The following is a 23,905-nucleotide window of genomic DNA, read 5'->3' on the forward strand; positions in this document are numbered from 1 at the left end:
GCGCATGTCCATCCAACTCACCGATATCGTCAAGCGCTTCAAGAAGGACCTAGTGCTGGACGGCGTGTCGCTGGACATCCCCACGGGCGAGACGCTGGTCCTGTTTGGCCCGTCCGGGGCGGGCAAGACGGTGCTCTTGCGTCTGATCGCGGGCGTGATCGACCCCGAGGAGGGCAGCATCGCCCTGCGCGGCCAGGACATGGCGGGCGTGGAGCCCGAGGATCGCGGCATCGGCATGGCCTTTCAGAACTTCGCGCTCTTTCCCCATATGGATGCGCATGAGAACATCGCCAGCCCCCTGACCGCCCGGCAGGTGCCGGACGCCACGCTGAAGGAGCGCGTCTTTGAGGTCGCGCACCTGCTCAAGATCGACCACGTGCTGGGGCATAAGCCCAAGGAGCTGTCCAACGGGCAAAAGCAGCGCACCGCGCTGGCGCGCGCCCTGGCCGCGCAGCCCTCGATCCTGCTGCTCGACGACCCGCTGCGCAACGTGGACGCCAAGCTTCGGTTCGAGATGCGGCTGGAGCTGCCGCGCCTGCTGCGGGAGCAGAACGCCACGGTGATCTACGTCACGCAGGACTACAAAGAGGCCATGGCGCTGGGCGACCGCATCGCGGTGATGTCCGATCGCGGCATCGCGCAGGTGGGCACGCCGGAGGAGATCTATCTCTCGCCCGCCAACACGCAGATCGCGCGGCTCTTTGGGGACCCGGCGATTAACCTGTTGGATGTCACGGTGCAGGCCGGGCCGAAGATCGCGCTCTCAGGGGCCGAAGTGGTGCTGGATGCCGCCCATACAGGCGCGGTGGGACAGGACTGCATCCTGGGCATCCGCCCTGAGGCCATCAAGTTCGTCCCCGCCGACGCGCCGGGCGCCTTCCCGGTTGAGATCGAGGCCGAGACGCCGCTGAACGAGAAGACCGTGACACTGGCCGCCACGCAGGCGCAACGCGAGATCCTGATCTCGCGGCCCGCGGGCACGCCGGGCCCGGTCTCGGGCACCGCGCATATCGCGATGGACGCCTCTGGCGCGCTGCTCTTTGACCGCGCCAGCGGGGCGCTTCTGCCCATGGCGGGCAAGGCTATAGAGGGAGAGGTGGCATGAGCGATCTGGCGCTGGAGATCACCGCCGTCGACAAGTTCTATGGCCCCATCGACACCGGCGTGCATGCGGTGAAGAGCTTTGACATGAACGTGGCGCGCGGAGACATCGTGGCGCTGTTGGGCTCCTCGGGCTGCGGCAAGACGTCGACGCTGCGGATGGTGGCGGGGTTTGAGGAGGTCAGCCGGGGCTCGATCAAGATCGCGGACCGCGAGGTGAACCGCCTGCCGCCGGTGCAGCGCAATGTGGCGATGGCCTTTGAGGGCTACTCGCTTTACCCAACGGTGAACGTGCGCGACAACATCGCCTTTGCGCTCAAGGCCAAGCGGCTGCCGCAGGCCCAGGTGGACGCCCGGGTGAACGAGGTGGCCGAGATGCTTGAGATCGCCGACATCCTGGACCGGATCCCGGCGCAGGTCTCTGGCGGGCAGCAGCAGCGCGCATCGCTGGCGCGCGCGCTGATCCGCGACGCCGATCTCTACCTGCTGGACGAGCCGATGGGCCAGCTTGAGCCGCAGCTGCGCACGCTTCTGCGCGGGCGCATCAAGCACTTCATCAAGGAACGCGGACTGACCGCGGTGCTGGTCACCCATGACCAGACCGAGGCCAATGCGCTGGCCGACAAGATCGCGGTTATGGAGGATGGCGAGATGCAGCAATTCGCCTCGCCCGCCGAGATCAAGGAACGCCCCGCGAACCTCTTCACCGGGACCTTCATTGGCGAGCCGCCGATGAATGTCTTCCAAGCGAAGGTCGGTCGGGCGGATGGGCGGATCGGCTTTCACCTGGCGGGCGACCTGGCGCTCATCTATCCCGCAGAGGTCTTCTCGGCCGAGCTGCACAAGGCAATCCTGGGCAAGAGCGAAGTGGCGCTTGGGGTGCGCCCCTATGCGGTGCGGCGCGTTGAGGGCGGCGCGCCCGCCCAGGTGGTTACCAACCAATGGCTGGGCGATCAAAGCCACATCGCGGCGCGCTTTGCCGAGGGCACGCTGGTGCTGGTGGAACATGACCGCGCGCGGGTGGGCGTGGGCGACCAGATCGGCGTAGAGCTGAACCCGCGCGACCTGCACATCTTCGACCCTGACACCGGTGACGCGATCAGCCACGGGCAGGAGCTGGCTTGAATGAGCGCTGGCGGTGACATCCTGATTGGCATCGACGCCGGGACCTCGGTGATCAAGTCGATCGCGTTTGACCTGCAGGGCAACCAGGTCGCCATGGCCTCGGTGCCGAACCGCTATCAGACCCGCCCCGACGGCGCGGCCGTTCAATCCATGGACGATACCTGGACGGATTGCGCGCGGACGCTGCGCGATCTGGGCGCGAAGGTCGATGATCTTGCCACGCGGACCGTTTCTGTGGCCGTCACCGGGCAGGGCGACGGCACATGGTTGATCGACCGCGACAATCGCCCGGTGACCGAGGCCTGGCTTTGGCTCGATGCCCGCGCCGCGCCCGTGGTGGAGCGCGAACGCGGCGGCGCGGCGGATCGTGCGCGTTTTGGTATTACGGGAGCCGGGCTCAATGTGTGTCAGATGGGCACGCAGCTTGCGCATATGAAAGACACCGCGCCTGAGATGGTTCAGGCCGCGGATGCGGCGCTTCATTGCAAGGACTGGCTCTATCTGAACCTGACGGGCGTGCGCGCCACCGCCCCTTGCGAGGCGGTTTTCACCTTCGGCGATTTCCGCAGGCGGGCTTATGATGACCGGGTGATCGAGGCCCTGGGCCTCTTGCCCGAGAAGCGGTTGCTGCCGGAGATCGTGGACGGCACTCAGACCACCCATCCTCTGAGCGCCGAGGCCGCTGCGGCCACGGGCCTCAGGGCGGGCACGCCTGTGGCGCTCGGTTTTCTTGATGTCTCTTGCACGGCGCTGGGCGGCGGCATCTATACCCACGGCACGCCTGCGGGCTGCACGATTATCGGCTCGACCGGTATGCACATGCGCGCCACCCTGCAGGATCAGGCCTTCTTTAACGATGATCTCACCGGCTATATCATGCCGCTGCCAATCCCCGGCATGGTCGCGCAAATCCAGTCGAACATGGCGTCAACGCTGAACATCGACTGGCTGTTGAATGTGGCTGCCGGCGTTTTGAGGGAATTCGGTCACAGCGTGACCGAGGCCGACCTGATCGACCGCATCGAGGGCTGGCTTGCGGCAAGCGTTCCCGGGCAGTTGCTGTACCATCCCTATATCTCTGAGGCCGGCGAGCGCGGGCCCTTCGTGGACCCGGCTGCGCGGGCCAGCTTTATCGGGCTGTCGACCGAGCACCAGTTCCCCGACATGGTGCGCGCCGTGGTCGAGGGGCTCGGGTTGGCGGCGCGCGATTGCTACGGAGCCATGGGCGGGACCCCGCAGGACATCCGGCTGACCGGAGGGGCGGCGCGCTCGGATGCGCTGAGACGTGTGTTCGCGGCGGCGGTTGGGGCTTCGGTGCGCACATCGACCCGCGAGGAAGCGGGTGCTGCCGGTGCCGCCATGATGGCCGCCGTGGCGATCGGGGTCTATCCAGATATGGAAGCCTGCATTGCGGATTGGGTCTCGCCGCGCCTTGGCGCGCCAGAAGCGCCAGATGCGGCCCTGGCCGCCGTATACGACCGGACCTATCCTGCCTATCGGGCAGCGCGCACGGCCCTTGGCCCGATCTGGGCCGCCCTATCAAAAAACGGAGACGCGAGTGCCTAGCGAAGTTGCCATCATCGGCGATCACTTCATGTTGCCCGAGATATTTGACGAAAAGCTCCAGGACGCCTGCGGCGACCGCGTGGTGACGCGAACCCGCAAAGACGCCTGGCCGGACGTCCCGATGGAGCACGGCTATGCGGTTGCTGGCATGGATGGGTTGAAGGAATATCTTGGCACCGCCGACGAGGTGGTGGATTTTGTCGGCGACGCGCAGATCCTTGTCACTCACCTGGCCCCGATGTCCAGGGGCATGTTCGAGCGTTTGCCGGGGCTGCAGATGATTGCCGTATCGCGCGGCGGTCCGGTCAATATCGACATGGGCGCCGCAAAGGATCACGGCGTACTGGTGGTCAACACGCCGGGGCGCAATTCCTCGGCTGTGGCGGAGTTCACCATAGGCGCGATCTTGGCCGAGACCCGGAAGATCCGCGAAGGCCATGAAGACCTGCGCCGCGGCGTCTGGCGCGGCGATCTTTATCGCGCCGATGTCACGGGGCGCGAATTGAACGAGATGACCGTGGGCGTGATCGGCTATGGCAACATCGGCACGAAGGTGGTGCGGCTGCTGCGCGCCTTCGGCTGCCGGATCCTTGTTTGCGATCCCTATGTGCAGCTTGACCCCGACGATGTGGCCGCGGGCGTAGAGCTGGCGTCCTTCGAACGGGTGCTCGCGGAGAGCGACGTGGTGACCCTGCACCCACGGGTGACCAATGAGACAAAAGGCATGATCGACGCCGCCGCCTTGGCCGCGATGAAAAAGGGCGCGCTGCTCGTCAACACCGCCCGTGGGCCTTTGGTGGATTACGACGCTCTAACCGAGGCCCTGAAGACCGGACCTCTGGGCAGCGCTATGCTGGAAACCTTCGCGGTCGAACCTGTGCCGGAGGACTGGGAGCTTCTGCGCCTTCCCAACGTAACACTGACCCCACATATCGCCGGAGCCTCGGTCCGCACCGTGACCTTCGCTGCCGAACAAGCGGCCGAGGAGGTGCGGCGCTTTCTGGCGGGAGAGCCGCCGCGCAACCCATGCTGAACCCGGACCCAAGAGAGAGCAATGAGTAACGTAGTAAGTCAAGCCAGGCAGAGCATCGTCGCAGGTCAGCGCCGACCAGGGGGGGATGGGCTCAACCGGGGCGGCAAGGGCAATACGCCTTCCCGCCATGCCTACGGGATGCCTGAGATGCCGACCGTGCCAGGCCTTAGAAGCGACGGGTTGTGCTCGCCGGAAGCGAAGGAGATCACATGAGCGACATGGTCGACCTCTTCGTCATCGGCGGCGGCATCAACGGCGCGGGCATCGCCAGGGACGCGGCAGGGCGGGGGCTCTCGGTGACGCTTTGCGAGAAGGGCGACCTGGCCGAGGGCACCTCGTCACGATCCGGCAAGCTGGTGCATGGCGGCTTGCGGTACCTTGAGTATTACGAATTCCGCTTGGTGCGCGAGGCTCTGATCGAGCGCGAGGTGCTGATGAATGCAGCGCCCCATATCATCTGGCCAATGCGTTTCGTTCTGCCCCACAGCCCGGCGGACCGTCCGCGCTGGCTGGTGCGGTTGGGGCTGTTTCTTTATGACCATCTTGGCGGGCGCAAGAAGCTTCCGGGCACGCGCAGCCTTGATTTGCAGCGCGATCCCGAAGGCGCGCCGCTGCTTGATCGCTACACGCACGGGTTTGAGTATTCCGACTGCTGGGTGGATGATGCGCGCCTTGTGGTGCTGAACGCCCTGGATGCCGCCGAGCGCGGCGCCACAATCTTGACCCGTCATGCCGCGGTCAGCGCGCGTCGCGAGGACGGCGCCTGGACGATCTCGGTGCGCAACGAGTTCACCGGCGAAACCAGCACGCACCGGGCGCGCGTGCTGGTCAATGCCGCCGGGCCCTGGGTAACCGACGTGGTGACGCAGGTGGCCGGGGCCAACTCCTCGCGCGGCGTCCGCCTGGTCAAGGGCAGCCACATCATAACGCCGAAATTCTGGGACGGCCTGCAGGCCTATCTGATCCAGAACGACGATAAACGGGTGATCTTCGTCAACCCATACGAGGGCGACAAGGCGTTGATTGGCACCACGGATGTGGCCTTTGACGGCGCGCCCGAAGATGTGGCGGTGTCCACCGACGAGATCGACTATCTGATCGCCGTCGTAAACCGGTACTTCAAGGAAAAACTTGGCCGCGCCGACGTCCTGGCCAGTTTCTCGGGCGTGCGCCCGCTGTTTGATGATGGCAAGGGCAACCCCTCGGCGGTGACCCGCGACTATGTCTTTGACATCGACGAGACCGGAGGCGCGCCTCTGATGAACATCTTCGGCGGCAAGATCACCACGTTCCGCGAATTGGCCGAGCGTGGCATGCAGAAGCTGTCCGGGTTCTTCCCAGACATGCGCGGCGACTGGACCCATGGCACCCCTTTGCCGGGCGGCGAGATCGAGAACGCCGATTACATTACATTCTCGAACAAGCTGAAGATGGACTATCCGTGGATGCCGCCGGCGCTGCGGGCCCGCTACGGGCGAACCTATGGCGCGCGAACGGATCGGATTGCGGGCGGGGCGACCTCGCTGGAAGGGCTGGGGCGGTTCTTTGGCGGGCATCTCTATGAGGCCGAGGTACGCTATCTGACCGAGAACGAATGGGCCATGACGACAGAGGATATTCTGTACCGCCGGACCAAAGAATACCTGAATTTGACCGAGACCGAGCAGCGCGCCTTCACCGATTGGTTCGATGGGACCTTGGCCAAATCCGCTTGAGGGAATGAAGAAATGACAGAGGACCTTGAGACGCCCGGCGATCTTGCTGACCTGGCGCAGCTGTCCGTGCGGGTCGGATCCGATCCGCTTTTGATCCAGGCGGCGGGCGGCAACACTTCGGTCAAGAGCGGTGACGTGATGTGGATCAAAGCCTCGGGCACGCTGCTGGCCGAAGCCGGGACGAAGGAAATCTTTGTTCCCGTGGACCTGCCGGCCATGCGCGCCGCGCTGGACGACGCGACCGCGGATGCCGACCAGACGGCGCAGTTCATCCTGGGCGGCGCGACCCTGCGCCCCTCAATCGAGACCAGCCTGCACGCGGTCTTCTCTCAGCGCGTCGTGGTGCATGTGCACTGCGTGAACACGCTGGCCCATGTCATACGGCGAGATAAGAAAGTGGTTCTTGAGGAACGGCTTGCCGAGTTCGATTGGTGCCTTGTGCCCTATACCAAACCCGGCGCGAAGCTGGCCGAACTGGTTCGGCACGCGATGCGTCCCGGCACGGATGTGGTCTTGCTGGGCAACCACGGGCTTATTGTGGCGGGCGATACCGTGGCCGAGGCCGAAGACCTCCTGAACCGCGTGGTCACGGCATTGAAGGTGGCCCCGGCGGCTATGGGAGCGGTCGATATGGCTACGTTGGAAAGCCTCGCCACCTCCGGGTGGTGCGTGCCCGAGGCGTCGGCCTCGGTCCATCAACTGGCACTCGATCCGGCGCGCATGAACCAGGCCAGCGGCGGCAGCCTTTACCCTGATCATGTGATTTTCTGCGGGATCGGTGCCACAGTGCTTAAGGACGATCTGCCGGACCCGTCAGATGCGCCCGTCTTCTTGCTGGTGCCGGGCAAGGGGGCCGTCATGCGCGCCGACGCCTCAAACGGCGCGCAAGCTTTGATGAACTGTCTGGGCGATGTCTTGGTGCGGGTGCCGCCCGAGGCCGAACTGAACTACCTGACCCTAGAGCAAAACGCGGAATTGCTGGACTGGGATGCCGAGAAGTACCGGCAGAGGCTCAATGCCTGACCTGTTCCTTGGCCTCGACATTGGCACCTCGGGCGCGCGCGCCATCGTCATTGACGATGAGGGGGTCGTAAGGGGCGAATGCAAGGCGGCGATGGCGGATTTCGGAGTGAACCATCGCGCGCCGGATGTCTGGTGGCAGGCCGGCAGGGCCGCAGTCGCCGGTGCGCTGTCCAAGGTCGATCCGGGCCGCGTCAAGGCCCTCTCCGTTGATGGCACCTCGGGAACGATGCTTGCGGTCGACAAGGAGCTGACGCCGCTCGGCGACGGGGTGATGTATAACGACGCCTGCCGCGATACGGCATTGATCGACCGCATCGGCTCTGCCGCGCCCGATAACAGCGCCGCCTTAGGGGCCAATAGCGCGCTGGCCCGCGCCGTGGCCTTGAGCGAGATCCGTCCAGCGCAGATCCTGCATCAGGCGGATTGGATCGCCTCTCAATTCTCCGGCCGCGCTGTCAGTGACGAAAACAACGCGCTGAAGACCGGATTTGACCTGATGGCGCAGGCCTGGCCAGACTGGATCGCCGCGACGGGCATTGACGTCTCGCTTTTGCCTGACGTGGTGGAGCCCGGAACGCCCATCGGCCCGGTCACGGCAACCGCTCAGCGGGCGTTCGGCCTGCCACCTGACGCATTGGTCGTCGCGGGCACCACGGATGGATGCGCCAGTTTTGTGGCCACCGGCGCGCAGCAGCCCGGCGCGGGCGTCACGGCCTTGGGCAGCACGATGACCATCAAGCTGCTGTCGGACCGTCCCATTTCGGCCCCGCAATACGGGATCTATTCGCACCGCATCTTCGGCCAATGGCTGGCGGGCGGGGCCTCGAACACGGGCGGGCGCGTCCTGTTGAAGTATTTCGACGCCGACACAATCGCAGAGCTGTCTGGCCGCATCGATCCCGAAACGGACTGCCCGCTGGACTATTACCCGCTTGCGGAACCGGGGGAGAGGTTTCCGATTGCCGACCCCGCGCTGCCCCCACGGCTTGAGCCACGGCCGGACAACGACGCGGATTTCCTGTGCGGGCTCTTCGACGGGATCGCGCGGATCGAGGCACTGGCCTATGGGCGGCTGAAGGAACTGGGCGCGCCAGAGCTTGCCTCGGTGCGCACGGTGGGCGGAGGCGCCCAGAATGCCGTCTGGACCCGATTGCGCGCGCGCCGTCTGGGTGTGCCACTGATCGCGCCCGCCAGCACCGAGGCCGCCTATGGCTCGGCGCTTCTTGCCCGACGGGGGGTGATGTGAAGCAGACGTCCCTGACCGCGCTGATAGATAGGTTCGACACGTTCCTGCTGGACCAGTTCGGTGTGCTGCTGGACGGGGCCAAGGCGTATCCCGGCGCGCCCGAGGCGCTGGCCGAGCTTTCCCGCAGGGGCAAGAGCGTGGGCATTCTGACCAACTCCGGCAAGCGGGCCGGGCCGAACGCCGACCGGTTGCAGGCCATGGGGTTCGACCCTTCCCATATTGATGCGGTGATTTCCTCGGGCGAGGCCGCACGGGCCGTTCTGTCGGGCAGGATCGGCAGCAGCCTTGCAAGGTCAGCTAAGGTGTTGGTGTTGTCCCGCGGCGGCGATGTTTCCTGCATCGAAGGGCTGGACCTGACCCCGACCGAGGACACCGCCATCGCCGAGCTGGTCCTGATCACCGGAAGCCGCGGCGAGGAGATATCGCTGGACCAATACGCAGACCTTCTGAAAGGACCGGCGACACGCGGCATCCCCGCGCTTTGCACCAATCCGGACATGACCATGTTGACCGAGCGCGGCCCGGCATTCGGGGCCGGTCGCATTGCCCAGCTTTATCGCGAGCTGGGTGGAAAGGTTGACGAGGTCGGCAAGCCTCACCCGCTGATCTACCAGGTGGCCATTGATCGCCTCGGGGCCGCTCACCCGGCGCGCGTGCTTTGCATCGGAGACAGTCCCGCGCATGATATCCGTGGCGCCCATGGCGCGGGTTGCAGGGCGGCTTTGGTGCGCACCGGTATTCACGCGGACGAGCCCCTGGACCAGGTCTTGGCCGATGCCCCGCCTGGCGATCATCCTGACTTTGTCATTCCCAGTTTCGCCTTGTAGGGTCCGCTGGTCATGCCATTCACGCTCTCGCTGAACACAAACCCTTTGGTGAACCGCTTTGCCGACCCCGACGATCTGATCGATACGGTTGCGCGCGCGATCCGACTGCGCGACCTGCAATTGACGCATGAGTTCATCAACCCAAGCTGGCCCGCGCCGGTGATCCACCAAATGACCCGCCGGATGGATCGCGCGCTGCAGCGCACGGGCGTCCGGGTGACCAGCGGCATGACGGGCCCCTATGGCCGGCTCAACCATTTCGGCCATCCCGATCCGCAGGTGCGGCGGTATTATGTGGACTGGTTCAAGACCTTCGCCAACATCATCGGCGATCTTGGCGGGCATTCGGTCGGCACGCAGTTCGCCATCTTCCCCTATCGCGACTACGACGATCCGGCGCGGCGCGAAGATCTGATCCGCATCGCCATCGACTGCTGGGCCGAGGTGGCCGAGCATGCGAAGGCCGCGGGTCTGTCCTTCGTCTTCTGGGAACCGATGAGCATTGGCCGGGAATTCGGCGAGACTATTGCGGCGGCCCTAGAGCTACAGGACAGGCTGACCGCGGCGGATATGGCCGTGCCCATGTGGATGATGGCCGATATCGACCACGGCGATGTGACCAGCGCCAACCCCGACGACTATGACCCCTATGCCTGGGCGCGCGCCGTGCCTGCGGTGTCGCCGATCATCCACATCAAGCAAAGCCTGATGGACAAGGGCGGGCATCGCCCCTTCACGGCCGAGTTCAATGCCAAGGGTCGGGTTCAACCCGAACCCTTGCTGGAGGCGATCCGTGCTGGGGGCGGCAAGAATAACGAGATTTGCCTGGAGCTGAGCTTTAAGGAACGCGACCCCGATGACCGCGAGGTGATCCCACAGATCGCGGAATCCGTAGCTTTCTGGGCGCCGCATATCGACAGCGGCGCACAAGATCTGAAGGTCTGACACGATGCTGGCGCGCTTCTTTTTCATGACCGCAACCGAGTTCCGCTTTGGTCGCGGTGTTGCCGCTGGAAACCACGCCGCTGCTGCGGCCTCGTCTTGGAGGAAAGCGAAGCTGGCACCGCTGGCTTCGGACGCCCAGGCCGAAGCAATGGAACACGCCGTCTACGAGCAAGGATCAAAACCATGAGCGCTGACTTCTGGATCGGCACAAGCTGGAAAATGAACAAGACGCTGGCCGAGGCGCAGGCCTTTGCCCGTGCGCTTGCCCAGGCCGAGGACACCCGCGACCCACGCATTCAGCGCTTTGTGATCCCGCCCTTCACTGCGGTGCGCGAGGTGGCCGCGATCCTGTCCGGCAGCTCGGTCAAGACGGGCGCGCAGAACATGCATTGGGACGATGCAGGCGCTTGGACCGGCGAAATCTCACCGGTGATGCTGACCGACTGCGGGTTGCACATGGTAGAGCTCGGCCATTCAGAGCGCCGGGCCCATTTTGGCGAAACCAATGAGACGGTCGGGCTGAAAACGGCGGCGGCGATACGCCATGGGCTGATCCCGCTGATCTGCATCGGTGAAACGCTCGAGGAACGCGAAGCCGGCCGCGCTGCGGAAGTTCTGGAGGCCCAGACACGGGCCGCGTTTGCCCATCTGATGGGGGATCAGAAATCGGCGCCGGTGCTTCTGGCCTACGAACCGGTCTGGGCTATCGGCGACGGTGGCATCCCCGCGACCTCGGATTACGCCGATGCCCGCCAGGGCGAGATCATCGCTGTGGCCGAAGACCTGCTTGGCCGGCCCATCCCCTGCCTTTACGGCGGCTCGGTCGGCCCGGATAATTGCGAAGAGCTCATAAAATGCCCTCATATCGACGGGCTGTTCATCGGGCGTTCGGCGTGGAACGTGGATGGCTATCTGAACATTTTGGCGAAATGCGCCGCCGTGATCTGACATGAAAGGACATAAGACATGAAAATTGCTGTTGCCGGAGATAGTGCCGGGGAAGGCTTGGCCAAGGTCATTGCCGACCACCTGAAGGGCACCTACGAGGTCGAGGAAGTGTCGCGCACCGAGGCAGGGCCCGATGCCTTCTATGCCGAACTCGCTGACCGGGTCGCTTCGGCGGTCATGGCGGGCACCTATGAGCGCGCCATTTTGGTCTGCGGCACCGGGATCGGTGTTTGCCTTTCTGCCAACAAGGTCCCCGGTATCCGCGCCGCGCAATGCCACGACACCTATTCCGCGGGCAAGGCGGCGACCTCGAACAACGCTCAGATCATCACGATGGGCTCGCGCGTCATTGGTGCCGAACTGGCCAAAGACATCGCTGCGGCCTTCCTCTCTGCGTCATTCGACCCCGAGGGGCGCTCGGCGGGGAACGTGAGCGCGATCAACGCGGTTGACGCCAAGTACCACGGGGCGTGATCCGAAACTCAGGCGGCGTAAATGAGAATTTGGGGCGGCACCATACCGCGACAGGTCCAGTAACGGTCTGCGTTAATCATTCCGCAGCGGGTTGCCGGTTAACAATGGCGTGGTATTGTCTTGGTCTGTGGCGGCGCCTTGCGCAGAGGCCAATAATCCCACTATGTCGCTTGCACATCCCCAAGATCGCGCCTAAATGAACACTTCCGCTGGGGACGAGTGATTCGTGCCCGGCTTTTTGCGTCATGATTCACAGCACGACAGGGGCAGCAGCAGGCACCGCATCACACACATGATCGTCGCGCCTTTCGTAGAGAGTCGCCGGGTTTACCTTGAAACTCAAGGTATTTCTCACCGGCGCTTCTCTTGGGAAGGAAGTGGTCGGGCGCGCAGCATGGGCAGCTGCGCAAGGATAGACCCCCTTTTCTGGTCTTTGAGGGATCGCGCGCGGCTCGCCCCGCCCGTGCGCGTCCCGCGCAAAGATGGAGTGCGAAAACCGCATGGCACAGTCGTTCCTTGGCCAAAAACGTCTACGTAAATACTATGGCAAAATCCGCGAAGTTCTGGAGATGCCGAACCTCATCGAGGTGCAGAAATCCTCCTATGACCTGTTCCTGAACTCTGGCGACCAGCTGGAGCCCATGGATGACGAGGGCATCAAGGGGGTCTTTCAGTCGGTCTTCCCGATCAAGGACTTCAACGAAACCGCCGTGCTTGAGTTCGTCAAGTACGAGCTGGAGAAGCCGAAATACGGCGTAGAGGAGTGTCAGCAGCGCGACATGACCTACAGCGCCCCGCTGAAGGTCACCCTGCGCCTGATCGTGTTCGATGTCGACGAGGACACCGGCGCCAAGTCCGTCAAGGACATCAAGGAACAAGACGTGTTCATGGGCGACATGCCCCTGATGACGCCGAACGGCACGTTCATCGTGAACGGCACCGAGCGCGTGATCGTGAGCCAGATGCACCGCTCGCCCGGCGTGTTCTTCGACCACGACAAGGGCAAGACCCACGCCTCGGGCAAGCTTCTGTTCGCCTGCCGTATCATCCCCTATCGCGGCTCCTGGCTGGACTTCGAGTTCGACGCCAAGGACATCGTGTTTGCGCGCATCGATCGCCGCCGCAAGCTGCCGGTCACCACGCTGCTTTACGCTCTGGGCCTGGACCAAGAGGCGATCGCGGATGCCTATTACGATACCGTTGAGTTCAAGCTGAAGAAGAACAAGGGCTGGGTCACCAAGTTCTTCCCCGAGCGCGTGCGCGGCACGCGCCCAGTCTTCGACCTGGTGGACGCCAAGTCGGGCGAGGTGATCGCCGAGGCGGGCAAGAAGGTCACGCCGCGTGCCGTCAAGAAGCTGATCGACACGGGCGATGTCACCGACCTGCTGGTGCCCTTTGACCACATCGTCGGCAAATTCGCCGCCAAGGACATCATCAACGAAGAGAACGGCGCCATCTATGTCGAGGCCGGTGACGAGCTCACCTGGGAGCTGGACAAGGATGGCGAGGTCTCTGGCGGTACGCTCAAGGAATTGATCGACGCGGGCGTCACCACCATCCCCGTGCTGGACATCGACAACATCAATGTCGGCCCCTACATGCGCAACACCATGGCGATGGATAAGAACATGAACCGCGACACCGCGCTCATGGATATCTACCGCGTCATGCGCCCGGGCGAGCCGCCCACGGTCGAGGCCGCCAGCGCGCTGTTCGACACGCTGTTCTTCGACAGCGAGCGCTATGATCTGTCCGCCGTTGGCCGCGTGAAGATGAACATGCGCCTGGCGCTGGACGCGCCGGACACCCAGCGGACCCTGCGCAAGGAAGACATCGTCTCCTGCGTCAAGGCCCTGGTGGAGCTGCGCGACGGCAAGGGCGACATCGACGACATCGACCACCTGGGCAACCGCCGGGTGCGCTCGGTCGGTGAGCTGATGGAGAACCAGTACCGCGTTGGCCTGCTGCGCATGGAGCGCGCCATCAAAGAGCGCATGTCCTCCGTCGAGATCGACACGGTCATGCCGCAGGACCTGATCAACGCCAAGCCCGCCGCCGCGGCGGTGCGCGAGTTCTTCGGCTCCTCGCAGCTGTCTCAGTTCATGGACCAGACCAACCCGCTGTCAGAGGTCACCCACAAGCGGCGCCTCTCGGCGCTTGGGCCGGGCGGTCTAACGCGCGAGCGCGCGGGCTTTGAGGTCCGCGACGTGCACCCGACCCACTATGGTCGGATGTGCCCGATTGAGACCCCGGAAGGGCCCAACATTGGCCTGATCAACTCGCTGGCCACCTTCGCCCGCGTGAACAAATACGGCTTCATCGAGACGCCCTATCGTAAGGTTGTGGACAGCAAGGTCACCGACGAGGTGCACTACATGTCCGCCACCGAGGAGATGCGCCACACCGTGGCCCAGGCGAACGCCACCCTCGACGAGGACGGCAAGTTCATCAACGACCTGGTGAACACCCGCCGCTCGGGCGACTACACCATGGCGCAGCGCGACAGCGTGGACCTGATCGACGTCTCGCCGAAACAGCTGGTCTCGGTCGCGGCCTCGCTGATCCCGTTCCTTGAGAACGACGACGCGAACCGCGCGCTGATGGGCTCGAACATGCAACGCCAGGCGGTGCCTCTGCTGCAGGCCGACGCGCCTTACGTGGGCACCGGGATCGAGGGCAAGGTCGCCATCGACAGCGGCGCGGCGATCCAGGCCAAGCGGGCCGGCGTGATCGACCAGGTCGACGCGCAGCGGATCGTGATCCGCGCCACCGAGGACCTCGAGCCGGGCGATCCGGGCGTGGACATCTACCGTTTGCGCAAGTTCCAGCGCTCCAACCAGAACACCTGCATTAACCAGCGCCCGCTGGTGAAGGTGGGTGACCCCGTGCAGAAGGGCGAGATCGTGGCCGACGGCCCCTCGACCGATCTGGGCGAGTTGGCGCTGGGCAAGAACGTGGTCGTCGCCTTCATGCCCTGGAACGGCTACAACTATGAGGACTCGATCCTGATCTCCGAGCGTATCGTGCGCGACGACGTCTTTACCTCGATCCATATCGAGGAGTTCGAGGTCGCCGCCCGTGACACCAAGCTCGGGCCCGAGGAAATCACCCGCGACATCCCTAATGTCGGCGAAGAGGCCCTGCGCAACCTCGACGAGGCGGGCATCGTCTATATCGGCGCCGAGGTCGGCCCCGCGGACATCCTGGTGGGTAAGATCACGCCCAAGGGCGAAAGCCCGATGACGCCAGAGGAGAAGCTCCTGCGCGCCATCTTCGGCGAGAAGGCAAGCGACGTGCGCGACACCTCGCTGCGCCTGCCGCCCGGTGACTTCGGCACCGTGGTCGAGGTGCGCGTCTTCAACCGCCACGGCGTGGAGAAGGACGAACGCGCCCTGCAGATCGAGCGCGAAGAGGTCGAGCGCCTGGCGCGGGACCGCGACGACGAGCTGCTGATCCTGGAGCGCAACATCTACCAGCGCCTCAAGGGCATGATCTTTGGCAAGACCGCCGTCAAAGGCCCGAAGGGGGTGCGCCCGGGCTCGGTCATCGACGACGACCTGCTGGAAAGCCTCAGCCGCGGCCAGTGGTGGCAGCTGGCGCTGGACGACGACAAGCAGGCCGGTCAGGTCGAGGCCCTGAACGCGCAGTTCGAGGTGCAGAAGCGCGCCCTGGACGCCCGTTTTGAGGACAAGGTCGAGAAGGTGCGCCGCGGCGACGATCTGCCCCCCGGCGTGATGAAGATGGTCAAGGTCTTCGTGGCGGTGAAGCGCAAGCTGCAGCCCGGCGACAAAATGGCCGGTCGTCACGGCAACAAGGGCGTGATCTCTAAGGTGGTCCCGATCGAGGACATGCCGTTCCTTGCGGACGGTACTCCCGTGGACTTCGTGCTGAACCCGCTCGGCGTGCCGAGCCGGATGAACGTCGGCCAGATCCTCGAGACGCATATGGGCTGGGCGGCGCGCGGTCTGGGCATCCAGATCGATGACGCGATTGGTGCCTATAAGCGCTCTGGCGACCTGACCCCGGTCAAGGAGGCGATGCGCATCGCCTATGGCGACGAGGTCTATGAAGAGGGCATCGCCGGTATGGGCGACGACCAGCTTCTGGAGGCCGCCGGCAACGTCACCAACGGCGTGCCGATTGCCACGCCGGTCTTCGACGGCGCCAAAGAGGCCGATGTCAACGACGCGCTCATCCGGGCGGGCTTTAGCGACAGCGGTCAGTCCGACCTCTTCGATGGCCGCACCGGCGAGCAGTTCGCACGCAAGGTCACCGTGGGCATCAAGTACCTGCTCAAGCTGCACCACCTGGTGGACGACAAGATCCACGCCCGTTCGACCGGGCCTTACTCGCTGGTCACCCAGCAGCCCCTGGGCGGTAAGGCGCAGTTTGGCGGTCAGCGCTTTGGTGAGATGGAGGTCTGGGCCCTTGAGGCTTACGGTGCCGCCTACACCCTGCAAGAGATGCTGACGGTGAAGTCGGACGACGTGGCGGGCCGGACTAAGGTCTATGAGAGCATCGTCAAGGGCGAGGACAACTTCGAGGCCGGCGTGCCGGAATCGTTCAACGTGCTCGTCAAAGAGGTACGGGGCCTCGGCCTCAACATGGAACTCCTGGATGCGATTGAGGACGACGATCCGTCGGATATCGCGGCAGAATGAAAATCGGGTTCGCATCCATCTTGCTGACGGCGATGTTTTATTCGCCGTCATTGCATGCCAGTGAATGGGACGTTCTGGTCACAAGCGATTGCGACCAGGATCTTCCTTTTGCGAATTTCACAGTTGCTTTGCGCGATGTAAGCCGCCTTGAGATAATGGGCGACTACCGAACCGCGACTTGCAACTTGGAAAAAGGCGAACTTAGCGTCTCAATTGTACCTGTCGTGGTAAGGAACCCGTTGGGAAAATGCGGTGCTTGGCCGAATAGTTGGGCTCTGAACGTGGAGATTGACGATAGATTGGTGTTTGCCTTCGACGCACCCGCCTATCTTCGCTGCATAGAAGATGATCATCAGCCCTTCTTGGGAACGGTGTCGTTTGACGCTGACAGCATCATCGCGTGCCAACGCGTGATCCAGGACTCAAAATCTACTCGAGAGGCCTATTCTGAACAGCAGGGATTAGTTCACTGCTTTCAGGGGGATATCGAACAACTACTTAATTCGGGTCCGATGCGCATAGCGTCGTTGGACGACGATGAGAGCTCACCGAGCCGGTGGAAGGACACAAAATGAACCAGGAACTGACCCACGGTAACAACCCGTTCAACCCGCTGACCCCGCCGAAGGTTTTTGACGAGATCAAGATCTCGCTGGCCTCGCCCGAGCGGATCCTGTCATGGTCCTACGGCGAGATCAAAAAGCCCGAGACCATCAACTATCGGACCTTTAAGCCCGAGCGCGACGGTCTGTTCTGCGCCCGTATCTTCGGGCCGATCAAGGACTATGAGTGCCTCTGCGGCAAGTATAAGCGCATGAAGTATCGCGGCGTCGTCTGCGAGAAATGCGGCGTCGAGGTCACTCTGCAGAAGGTGCGCCGCGAGCGCATGGGCCATATCAAGTTGGCCGCGCCCGTGGCCCATATCTGGTTCCTCAAGTCGCTGCCCTCGCGCATAGGTCTGATGCTGGACATGACCCTGCGCGATCTTGAGCGCATCCTCTACTTCGAGAACTACGTGGTGATCGAGCCGGGTCTGACCGACCTGACCTACGGCCAGCTGATGACCGAAGAAGAGTTCATGGACGCCGAGGATGCCTATGGCTCTGACGCGTTTCAGGCCAATATCGGCGCCGAGGCCATCCGTGAGATGCTGGCCGCGATCGACCTGGAGGCCGAGGCCGCCACGCTGCGCGAGGAACTCGCCGTGGCCACCGGCGAGCTGAAGCCCAAGAAGATCATCAAGCGCCTGAAGATCGTCGAGAGCTTTATCGAATCCGGCAACCGCCCGGAATGGATGGTGCTGACCGTCGTGCCGGTGATCCCGCCAGAGCTGCGCCCGCTGGTGCCGCTGGACGGGGGCCGGTTTGCCACGTCCGACCTCAACGACCTGTATCGCCGGGTGATCAACCGGAACAACCGTCTCAAGCGGCTCATCGAGCTGCGCGCGCCCGACATCATCGTGCGCAACGAGAAGCGGATGCTGCAGGAATCCGTCGACGCGCTGTTCGACAACGGCCGCCGCGGCCGCGTGATCACCGGCACCAACAAGCGCCCGCTGAAATCGCTGTCCGACATGCTCAAGGGCAAGCAGGGCCGCTTCCGCCAGAACCTTCTGGGCAAGCGCGTGGACTTCTCGGGCCGTTCGGTCATCGTGACCGGGCCGGAGCTGCGATTGCATCAATATGGCTTGCCCAAGAAGATGGCGCTCGAGCTCTTCAAGCCGTTCATCTACTCGCGGCTGGAGGCCAAGGGCCTCAGCTCGACGGTCAAGCAGGCCAAGAAGCTGGTCGAGAAAGAGCGCCCCGAGGTGTGGGACATCCTCGACGAGGTGATCCGCGAGCACCCGGTTCTGCTGAACCGCGCGCCGACGCTGCACCGCCTGGGCATCCAGGCGTTTGAGCCCGTGCTGATCGAAGGCAAGGCGATCCAGCTGCACCCGCTGGTCTGCTCGGCGTTCAACGCCGACTTCGACGGCGACCAGATGGCCGTGCACGTGCCGCTGAGCCTGGAGGCGCAGCTGGAAGCCCGCGTGCTGATGATGTCGACGAACAACGTTCTGTCGCCCGCCAACGGCGCGCCGATCATCGTGCCCTCGCAGGATATGGTTCTGGGGCTCTACTACCTCACGCTGGAGCGTGAAGGCATGGAAGGCCAGGGCATGGTGTTCTCCGGCGTCGAAGAGGTACAGCACGCGCTGGACCAGGGCGCTGTGCATCTGCACGCCAAGATCACCTGCCGCGTGCCGCAGATCGACGAGGAGGGCCAGGAGGTCCACCGCCGCTTCGAGACCACGCCGGGCCGCGTGATGCTGGGCGCTCTGCTGCCGCATAACGCCAAGGCGCCGTTCGAGCTGGTCAACCGCCTACTCAAGAAGGGCGAGGTGCAGCAGGTCATCGACACCGTCTACCGCTATTGCGGTCAGAAGGAGTCGGTCATCTTCTGCGACCAGATCATGACCACCGGCTTCCGCGAGGCCTTCAAGGCGGGCATCTCCTTCGGCAAGGACGACATGGTGATCCCCGACAGCAAGTGGGGCATCGTCAACGAGGTGCGCGACCAGGTTAAGGACTTCGAACAGCAGTATATGGACGGCCTGATCACCCAGGGTGAGAAGTACAACAAGGTCGTGGACGCCTGGTCGAAGTGTAACGACAAGGTCACCGATGCGATGATGGACACGATCTCGGCCAACCGGGTCGTGGACGGCGTCGAGCAAGAGCCGAACTCGGTCTACATGATGGCGCATTCCAAGGCGCGGGGCTCGGTGACGCAGATGAAGCAGCTGGGCGGCATGCGGGGCCTTATGGCCAAGCCGTCGGGCGAGATCATCGAGACGCCGATCATCTCGAACTTTAAGGAAGGCCTGACCGTGTTGGAGTACTTCAACTCCACCCACGGCGCGCGTAAGGGCCTGTCGGACACGGCGCTGAAGACGGCGAACTCGGGCTACCTGACCCGCCGTCTGGTGGACGTGGCGCAGGACTGCATCGTGCGCATGGTCGATTGCGGCACCGAGACCTCCATCACCGCAGAGGCCGCCGTCAATGACGGCGAGGTCGTGGCCTCGCTCAGCGAGCGCATCCTGGGCCGCGTCGCGGCCGAGGACATCCTGAGCCCCGGCACCGACGAGGTGCTGGCGGCCAAGGGCGAGCTGATCGACGAGCGCAAGGCCGACACGATCGAGGCCGCGGGCATCGCCGCTGTGCGTATCCGGTCGCCGCTGACCTGCGAGGCCGAAGAGGGCGTCTGCGCGATGTGCTACGGGCGCGACCTGGCCCGCGGCACGATGGTGAACCAGGGCGAGGCCGTGGGCATCATCGCGGCGCAGTCCATCGGCGAGCCGGGCACGCAGCTGACGATGCGGACCTTCCACATCGGGGGCGTAGCCCAGGGTGGCCAGCAGTCCTTCCAGGAGGCCAGCCAAGAGGGCAAGGTCGTCTACCAGAACGCCAACGTTCTTGAGAACGACGCCGGCGATCTGGTCGTGATGGGCCGCAACATGTCCATCGCTATCGTTGACGACAACGATGCCGAGCGGGCGACCTTCAAGCTGGGCTACGGCTCAAAGCTGCACGTCAAGGAAGGCGCAAGCATCCTGCGCGGCGACAAGCTGTTCGAGTGGGACCCCTACACGCTGCCGATTATCGCCGAGAAGGCCGGTACCGCGAAATTCGTGGACCTGGTCTCGGGGATCTCGGTGCGCGAGGACACCGACGAGGCGACGGGCATGACCCAGCGCATCGTGTCCGACTGGCGCGCCGCGCCCAAGGGCAACGATCTCAAGCCCGAGATCCTGCTGGTGGGCGGCGACGGCGAGCCGGTGCGCAACGATGCGGGCAACCCGATCACCTACGCGATGTCCGTGGACGCCATCCTCTCGATCGAGGACGGGTCCGAGGTCAAAGCCGGCGACGTGGTGGCACGGATCCCACGCGAGGGCGCCAAGACCAAGGACATCACCGGTGGTCTGCCACGGGTGGCGGAACTCTTTGAGGCGCGACGCCCCAAGGATCACGCCATCATCGCCGAGGTCGACGGCTACGTGCGGTTCGGGCGCGACTACAAGAACAAGCGCCGGATCTCCATCGAGCCGTCGGATGAGAGCATGGAGCCCGCCGAGTACATGGTGCCCAAGGGCAAGCACATCCCCGTGGCCGAGGGCGACTTCGTCCAAAAGGGCGACTACATCATGGACGGCAACCCCGCGCCGCATGACATCCTTGCGGTGATGGGCGTCGAGGCGCTGGCCGACTACATGATCGATGAGGTCCAGGACGTCTACCGACTGCAGGGCGTGAAGATCAACGACAAGCACATCGAGGTCATCGTGCGCCAGATGCTGCAGAAGTGGGAGATCTTGGACTCCGGCGACACCACGCTTCTGAAGGGCGAGCATGTCGACAAGGCGGAGTTCGACGAGGCCAACGAGAAGGCCATCGCCAAGGGCGGCCGCGTCGCCTCGGGCGAGCCGATCCTGCTGGGCATCACCAAAGCGTCGCTGCAGACGCGCTCGTTCATCTCGGCGGCCTCCTTCCAGGAGACCACCCGCGTTCTCACCGAGGCCTCGGTGCAGGGCAAGAAGGACAAGCTGGTGGGCCTCAAGGAGAACGTCATCGTGGGCCGCCTGATCCCGGCCGGGACCGGCGGGGCCGCGCAGCGCGTGCGCCGGATCGCCCAAGAGCGCGACAACGAGGTCATCGAGGCTGCGCGCGCCGAGGCGGAGGCCGCAGCACAGCTTGCCGCGCCCACCGACGACTTCATGTCGAACCAGGTCGATGACGGGTTCAGCGCCGATCACGGGCTGGTGGACACGCCCGAGAGCCGCGACTGATCTCTCGCCACAATAAGTCAAAAGGCCCCGCCAATGCGCGGGGCCTTTTCTTTTGGGTATGGGGTAGGATCGGACTGAAACGGTATTGGTGCGCGACAATTTTCTTGCAAGAAAATTGCGAAACTCTTCCAAGAGTTTCGTCGGCGCCACCCGAATTAACCCTTTAATCACGCCCTCTTGCCCGCGCGCGGCCCGGACTTTCCTTGGAAGGAAAGTGCAAATCTCTTGCAAGAGATTTGCCTCGCGCCAAGGACGGCTACACGCCCTAGGCAGCCCAGCCAGAGCACAATTAACAACTGAATCGACGAATTCTCGCAAACCGCATGGCCTCGCGTCGTCGCTCGGCATAGACAGGCTGAATGACGAAACTTGCCGAGAACTCCCGCGGGGCCCTCTTCATGATGGGGTCGATGGCCGCGTTCACCCTCAACGACGCTTGCATGAAGGGCCTCAGCGGCGAGCTGCCCCTGGCGCAGGCCATCTTCATGCGCGGCGTGCCGACAGTCGTGATGATGCTGGTACTCGCCTGGGCGCTCGGCCAGTTGCGCTTCGATTTCCCGGCCCGCGACCGCAAGCTGATTGCCATCCGAAACCTCACCGAGATTGGCGCCGCATACTTTTTCCTTACCGCGATCTTCAACATGCCCATCGCGAACGCCACGGCGATCCTGCAGGTCCTGCCGTTGTCGATCACGCTCGGGGGGGCGCTGTTTCTGGGCGAGCAGGTGGGCCTGCGCCGCTGGACGGCCATTCTCGTGGGCTTCTTTGGGGTGCTGTTGATCGTGCGGCCAGGCTTCGATGGCTTCACCATCTATTCGCTCTACGTGCTGATCACGGTCTGCCTGGTGACCATGCGGGACCTGCTGTCGCGCAAGATCTCTGCACAGGTGCCGACGCTCTTTGTGGCCCTGTCGAACGCGGTGTCAGTCACGGTGGCCTTTGGGCTGGTGACGCTGTTCACCGAGTGGCAGCCGGTCTCAGGCGGGGCGCTGCTGAACCTCGGCGCGGCCTCGGTGCTGATCATCGGCGCCTATTTTTGTGCGGTGTCGGCGATGCGGGTGGGCCAGGTGGCGGTGATTGCGCCATTCCGCTTTACCGCGCTTCTTTGGGCGCTGCTTCTGGGCGTTGTGGCCTTCGGAGAGCGGCCGGACGCCATCACCCTGCTTGGCGCGGGCATTGTGGTTGCGATGGGCGTCTACACGTTCTCGCGCGAGCGCGCGCTCGCGGGCCAACCATCCGCCTGATTGCCGCGCCGAGTGGCGCGGGGTAGGGTGCGGCAAACAAGGGCAGTAATTCATGGCACGGCTGCAGATCCTCGGGCTACTTCGGTTCTCGTACCCCTCGATTTACAATCAGAAGGGCCTGGACGATTTCGCAGCCCGGCGCGCCGAGCTATACGAACCCCGGCGGCTGGAACGCCGCCTGGTCTGGTTCGAGCACGTCGTCATACCCTGCCTGCGCGGCCAGACCGACCCAGACTTTCAGTGCCTGCTGCTGGTCGGGGATCAGTTGCCAGAGCCCTTCCGGGGGCGGCTTGTCGCCTTGGCGGATCAGGTCCCGCAGATCAAGGTTTGCTTTGAGGAGGAGGGCCAGAATCACCGCCAGGCAGTGAAGGCGCTGATGGACGGGCATTCCGACCCCGGGGCTGATTTCGTGGCCGAGTTCCAGCTGGATGACGATGACGCCGTGCACCGCGAATTCATCGCCGAGACGCGGGCCCATCTGCCGCTGATGATGGGTCTCTTGGTGGACACGAACTGGGCCAGCCTGGATTTCAGCCGCGGGCTTGTGCTGCGCATGGACGCCAGCGGGCACGAGCTGCGCATGGCGCAATGCCGCCTATGGACGCCGGGGCTGGTGACCTTCCGCCCACCAAGCAAGTCCACGGTGCTGCGCCGGATCGACCACCTCAAGCTTTGGCAGCACATGCCCGTCATCAGCGTGCCAAAGCGCAACATGTTCCTACGCGGCGCCCATGAGGACAATGTCAGCAATTTTTCGAACCGTTGGGACCGGCATTGCACCGACGACGAGATCGGCAACCCCGCGCAGCTTCTACAGCGTGCCTTCGGCATCGACCTGGCCGCGATGCAGCGCGCGCGCAGCGCGGCGGGGTAGGGCGGACAGGATGGGGCGGACAGGGTAGGGCGGACGGGCTAGCGTGACGGGCGCCGCGTTCACCATGCGCCGGGCGCGTCGCTCATACTGCGTTGACAAGGGGTCAGACTCACCCTATACGGCGCGCACTTGGGCGGAGCGCTTCGCCCGATCCAAATCTTAAGTGGTCACGATCCAGGCCTAACCCGCCTCGATCCTCTGGAATTCCACCGCGACGCTCCCGCGCAAGGGAGCGGCTGCGGTTTTGGTGTTTTGCGGTTCGCGCAAGGCGCCGTCGAGAAGAAGCGTCCCG

The 23,905-nt window shown here is 64.1% G+C and carries 17 protein-coding genes; all 17 read left to right on the forward strand.

The annotated features are described in order from the left end of the window. The first annotated feature begins 4 nt into the window (after nucleotides 1–4). Complete coding sequence (locus tag AIOL_RS05570; protein WP_049642077.1) at nucleotides 5–1,105, forward strand: ABC transporter ATP-binding protein; 1,101 nt, start codon at nucleotides 5–7, stop codon at nucleotides 1,103–1,105. Beyond that, entirely contained in the window at nucleotides 1,102–2,226 is a 1,125-nt protein-coding gene (locus AIOL_RS05575) for an ABC transporter ATP-binding protein (protein ID WP_049642078.1), read from the forward strand. Before AIOL_RS05570 ends, AIOL_RS05575 begins: the two co-directional genes overlap by 4 nt. Continuing rightward, complete coding sequence (locus AIOL_RS05580; protein ID WP_049642079.1) at nucleotides 2,227–3,792, forward strand: FGGY-family carbohydrate kinase; 1,566 nt, start codon at nucleotides 2,227–2,229, stop codon at nucleotides 3,790–3,792. It begins immediately after the preceding gene. Further along, entirely contained in the window at nucleotides 3,785–4,825 is a 1,041-nt protein-coding gene (locus tag AIOL_RS05585; protein WP_049642080.1) for a 2-hydroxyacid dehydrogenase, read from the forward strand. Before AIOL_RS05580 ends, AIOL_RS05585 begins: the two co-directional genes overlap by 8 nt. Before the next feature lie 209 nt (nucleotides 4,826–5,034). Further along, the gene (locus tag AIOL_RS05590) at nucleotides 5,035–6,540 is read left to right on the forward strand and encodes a glycerol-3-phosphate dehydrogenase (protein ID WP_049642081.1); all 1,506 of its coding nucleotides are present in this window, start codon (nucleotides 5,035–5,037) and stop codon (nucleotides 6,538–6,540) included. A gap of 12 nt (nucleotides 6,541–6,552) precedes the next feature. Further along, nucleotides 6,553–7,563: a class II aldolase/adducin family protein gene (locus AIOL_RS05595; protein ID WP_049642082.1), complete on the forward strand. Its 1,011-nt coding sequence runs from the start codon at nucleotides 6,553–6,555 to the stop codon at nucleotides 7,561–7,563. Further along, entirely contained in the window at nucleotides 7,556–8,809 is a 1,254-nt protein-coding gene (locus tag AIOL_RS05600; protein WP_049642083.1) for an FGGY-family carbohydrate kinase, read from the forward strand. Before AIOL_RS05595 ends, AIOL_RS05600 begins: the two co-directional genes overlap by 8 nt. Next, nucleotides 8,806–9,636: a TIGR01459 family HAD-type hydrolase gene (locus AIOL_RS05605; RefSeq protein ID WP_049642084.1), complete on the forward strand. Its 831-nt coding sequence runs from the start codon at nucleotides 8,806–8,808 to the stop codon at nucleotides 9,634–9,636. Before AIOL_RS05600 ends, AIOL_RS05605 begins: the two co-directional genes overlap by 4 nt. Nucleotides 9,637–9,648: 12 nt before the next feature. Further along, nucleotides 9,649–10,581 carry a sugar phosphate isomerase/epimerase family protein gene (locus AIOL_RS05610; RefSeq protein WP_049642085.1) on the forward strand — a complete coding sequence of 311 codons (933 nt, stop codon included), beginning with the start codon at nucleotides 9,649–9,651 and terminating at the stop codon, nucleotides 10,579–10,581. A gap of 4 nt (nucleotides 10,582–10,585) precedes the next feature. Next, nucleotides 10,586–10,768: a hypothetical protein gene (locus tag AIOL_RS05615; protein ID WP_049642086.1), complete on the forward strand. Its 183-nt coding sequence runs from the start codon at nucleotides 10,586–10,588 to the stop codon at nucleotides 10,766–10,768. Next, a complete protein-coding gene (locus tag AIOL_RS05620; protein WP_049642087.1) occupies nucleotides 10,765–11,529 on the forward strand; it encodes a triose-phosphate isomerase in 765 nt (254 codons plus the stop codon). The genes AIOL_RS05615 and AIOL_RS05620 overlap by 4 nt, the downstream gene beginning before the upstream one ends. Nucleotides 11,530–11,547: 18 nt before the next feature. Next, nucleotides 11,548–12,003, forward strand: coding sequence for a D-erythrulose-4-phosphate isomerase (gene derI / locus AIOL_RS05625; RefSeq protein WP_049642088.1), 456 nt, complete (start codon nucleotides 11,548–11,550; stop codon nucleotides 12,001–12,003). A 500-nt stretch (nucleotides 12,004–12,503) separates the two neighbouring features. Next, entirely contained in the window at nucleotides 12,504–16,664 is a 4,161-nt protein-coding gene (gene rpoB / locus AIOL_RS05630; protein ID WP_049642089.1) for a DNA-directed RNA polymerase subunit beta, read from the forward strand. After that, nucleotides 16,661–17,239 (forward strand): hypothetical protein, encoded by a 579-nt coding sequence (locus AIOL_RS05635; RefSeq protein WP_049642090.1) that lies wholly within the window; start codon nucleotides 16,661–16,663, stop codon nucleotides 17,237–17,239. The genes rpoB and AIOL_RS05635 overlap by 4 nt, the downstream gene beginning before the upstream one ends. After that, nucleotides 17,236–21,495: a DNA-directed RNA polymerase subunit beta' gene (gene rpoC, locus AIOL_RS05640; RefSeq protein ID WP_049642091.1), complete on the forward strand. Its 4,260-nt coding sequence runs from the start codon at nucleotides 17,236–17,238 to the stop codon at nucleotides 21,493–21,495. The genes AIOL_RS05635 and rpoC overlap by 4 nt, the downstream gene beginning before the upstream one ends. A gap of 359 nt (nucleotides 21,496–21,854) precedes the next feature. Further along, nucleotides 21,855–22,739: a DMT family transporter gene (locus tag AIOL_RS05645; RefSeq protein ID WP_049642092.1), complete on the forward strand. Its 885-nt coding sequence runs from the start codon at nucleotides 21,855–21,857 to the stop codon at nucleotides 22,737–22,739. A gap of 52 nt (nucleotides 22,740–22,791) precedes the next feature. Further along, nucleotides 22,792–23,613, forward strand: a complete 822-nt coding sequence (locus AIOL_RS05650) for a glycosyltransferase (RefSeq protein ID WP_049642093.1) — start codon at nucleotides 22,792–22,794, stop codon at nucleotides 23,611–23,613. Nucleotides 23,614–23,905: the final 292 nt, after the last annotated feature.

Origin of the sequence: Candidatus Rhodobacter oscarellae, assembly GCF_001078595.1 — a bacterium.
Taxonomy (GTDB): Bacteria; Pseudomonadota; Alphaproteobacteria; order Rhodobacterales; family Rhodobacteraceae; genus Rhodobacter_B; species Rhodobacter_B oscarellae.

What these genes read in the sequence shown, in the direction of transcription:
- AIOL_RS05570 (WP_049642077.1), top strand. Translation starts at nt 5, where the DNA reads ATGTCCATCCAACTCACCGATATCGTCAAGCGCTTCAAGAAGGACCTA.
- AIOL_RS05575 (WP_049642078.1), top strand. Translation starts at nt 1,102, where the DNA reads ATGAGCGATCTGGCGCTGGAGATCACCGCCGTCGACAAGTTCTATGGC.
- AIOL_RS05580 (WP_049642079.1), top strand. Translation starts at nt 2,227, where the DNA reads ATGAGCGCTGGCGGTGACATCCTGATTGGCATCGACGCCGGGACCTCG.
- AIOL_RS05590 (WP_049642081.1), top strand. Translation starts at nt 5,035, where the DNA reads ATGAGCGACATGGTCGACCTCTTCGTCATCGGCGGCGGCATCAACGGC.
- AIOL_RS05595 (WP_049642082.1), top strand. Translation starts at nt 6,553, where the DNA reads ATGACAGAGGACCTTGAGACGCCCGGCGATCTTGCTGACCTGGCGCAG.
- AIOL_RS05600 (WP_049642083.1), top strand. Translation starts at nt 7,556, where the DNA reads ATGCCTGACCTGTTCCTTGGCCTCGACATTGGCACCTCGGGCGCGCGC.
- AIOL_RS05610 (WP_049642085.1), top strand. Translation starts at nt 9,649, where the DNA reads ATGCCATTCACGCTCTCGCTGAACACAAACCCTTTGGTGAACCGCTTT.
- AIOL_RS05615 (WP_049642086.1), top strand. Translation starts at nt 10,586, where the DNA reads ATGCTGGCGCGCTTCTTTTTCATGACCGCAACCGAGTTCCGCTTTGGT.
- AIOL_RS05620 (WP_049642087.1), top strand. Translation starts at nt 10,765, where the DNA reads ATGAGCGCTGACTTCTGGATCGGCACAAGCTGGAAAATGAACAAGACG.
- derI (WP_049642088.1), top strand. Translation starts at nt 11,548, where the DNA reads ATGAAAATTGCTGTTGCCGGAGATAGTGCCGGGGAAGGCTTGGCCAAG.
- rpoB (WP_049642089.1), top strand. Translation starts at nt 12,504, where the DNA reads ATGGCACAGTCGTTCCTTGGCCAAAAACGTCTACGTAAATACTATGGC.
- AIOL_RS05635 (WP_049642090.1), top strand. Translation starts at nt 16,661, where the DNA reads ATGAAAATCGGGTTCGCATCCATCTTGCTGACGGCGATGTTTTATTCG.
- rpoC (WP_049642091.1), top strand. Translation starts at nt 17,236, where the DNA reads ATGAACCAGGAACTGACCCACGGTAACAACCCGTTCAACCCGCTGACC.
- AIOL_RS05645 (WP_049642092.1), top strand. Translation starts at nt 21,855, where the DNA reads ATGACGAAACTTGCCGAGAACTCCCGCGGGGCCCTCTTCATGATGGGG.
- AIOL_RS05650 (WP_049642093.1), top strand. Translation starts at nt 22,792, where the DNA reads ATGGCACGGCTGCAGATCCTCGGGCTACTTCGGTTCTCGTACCCCTCG.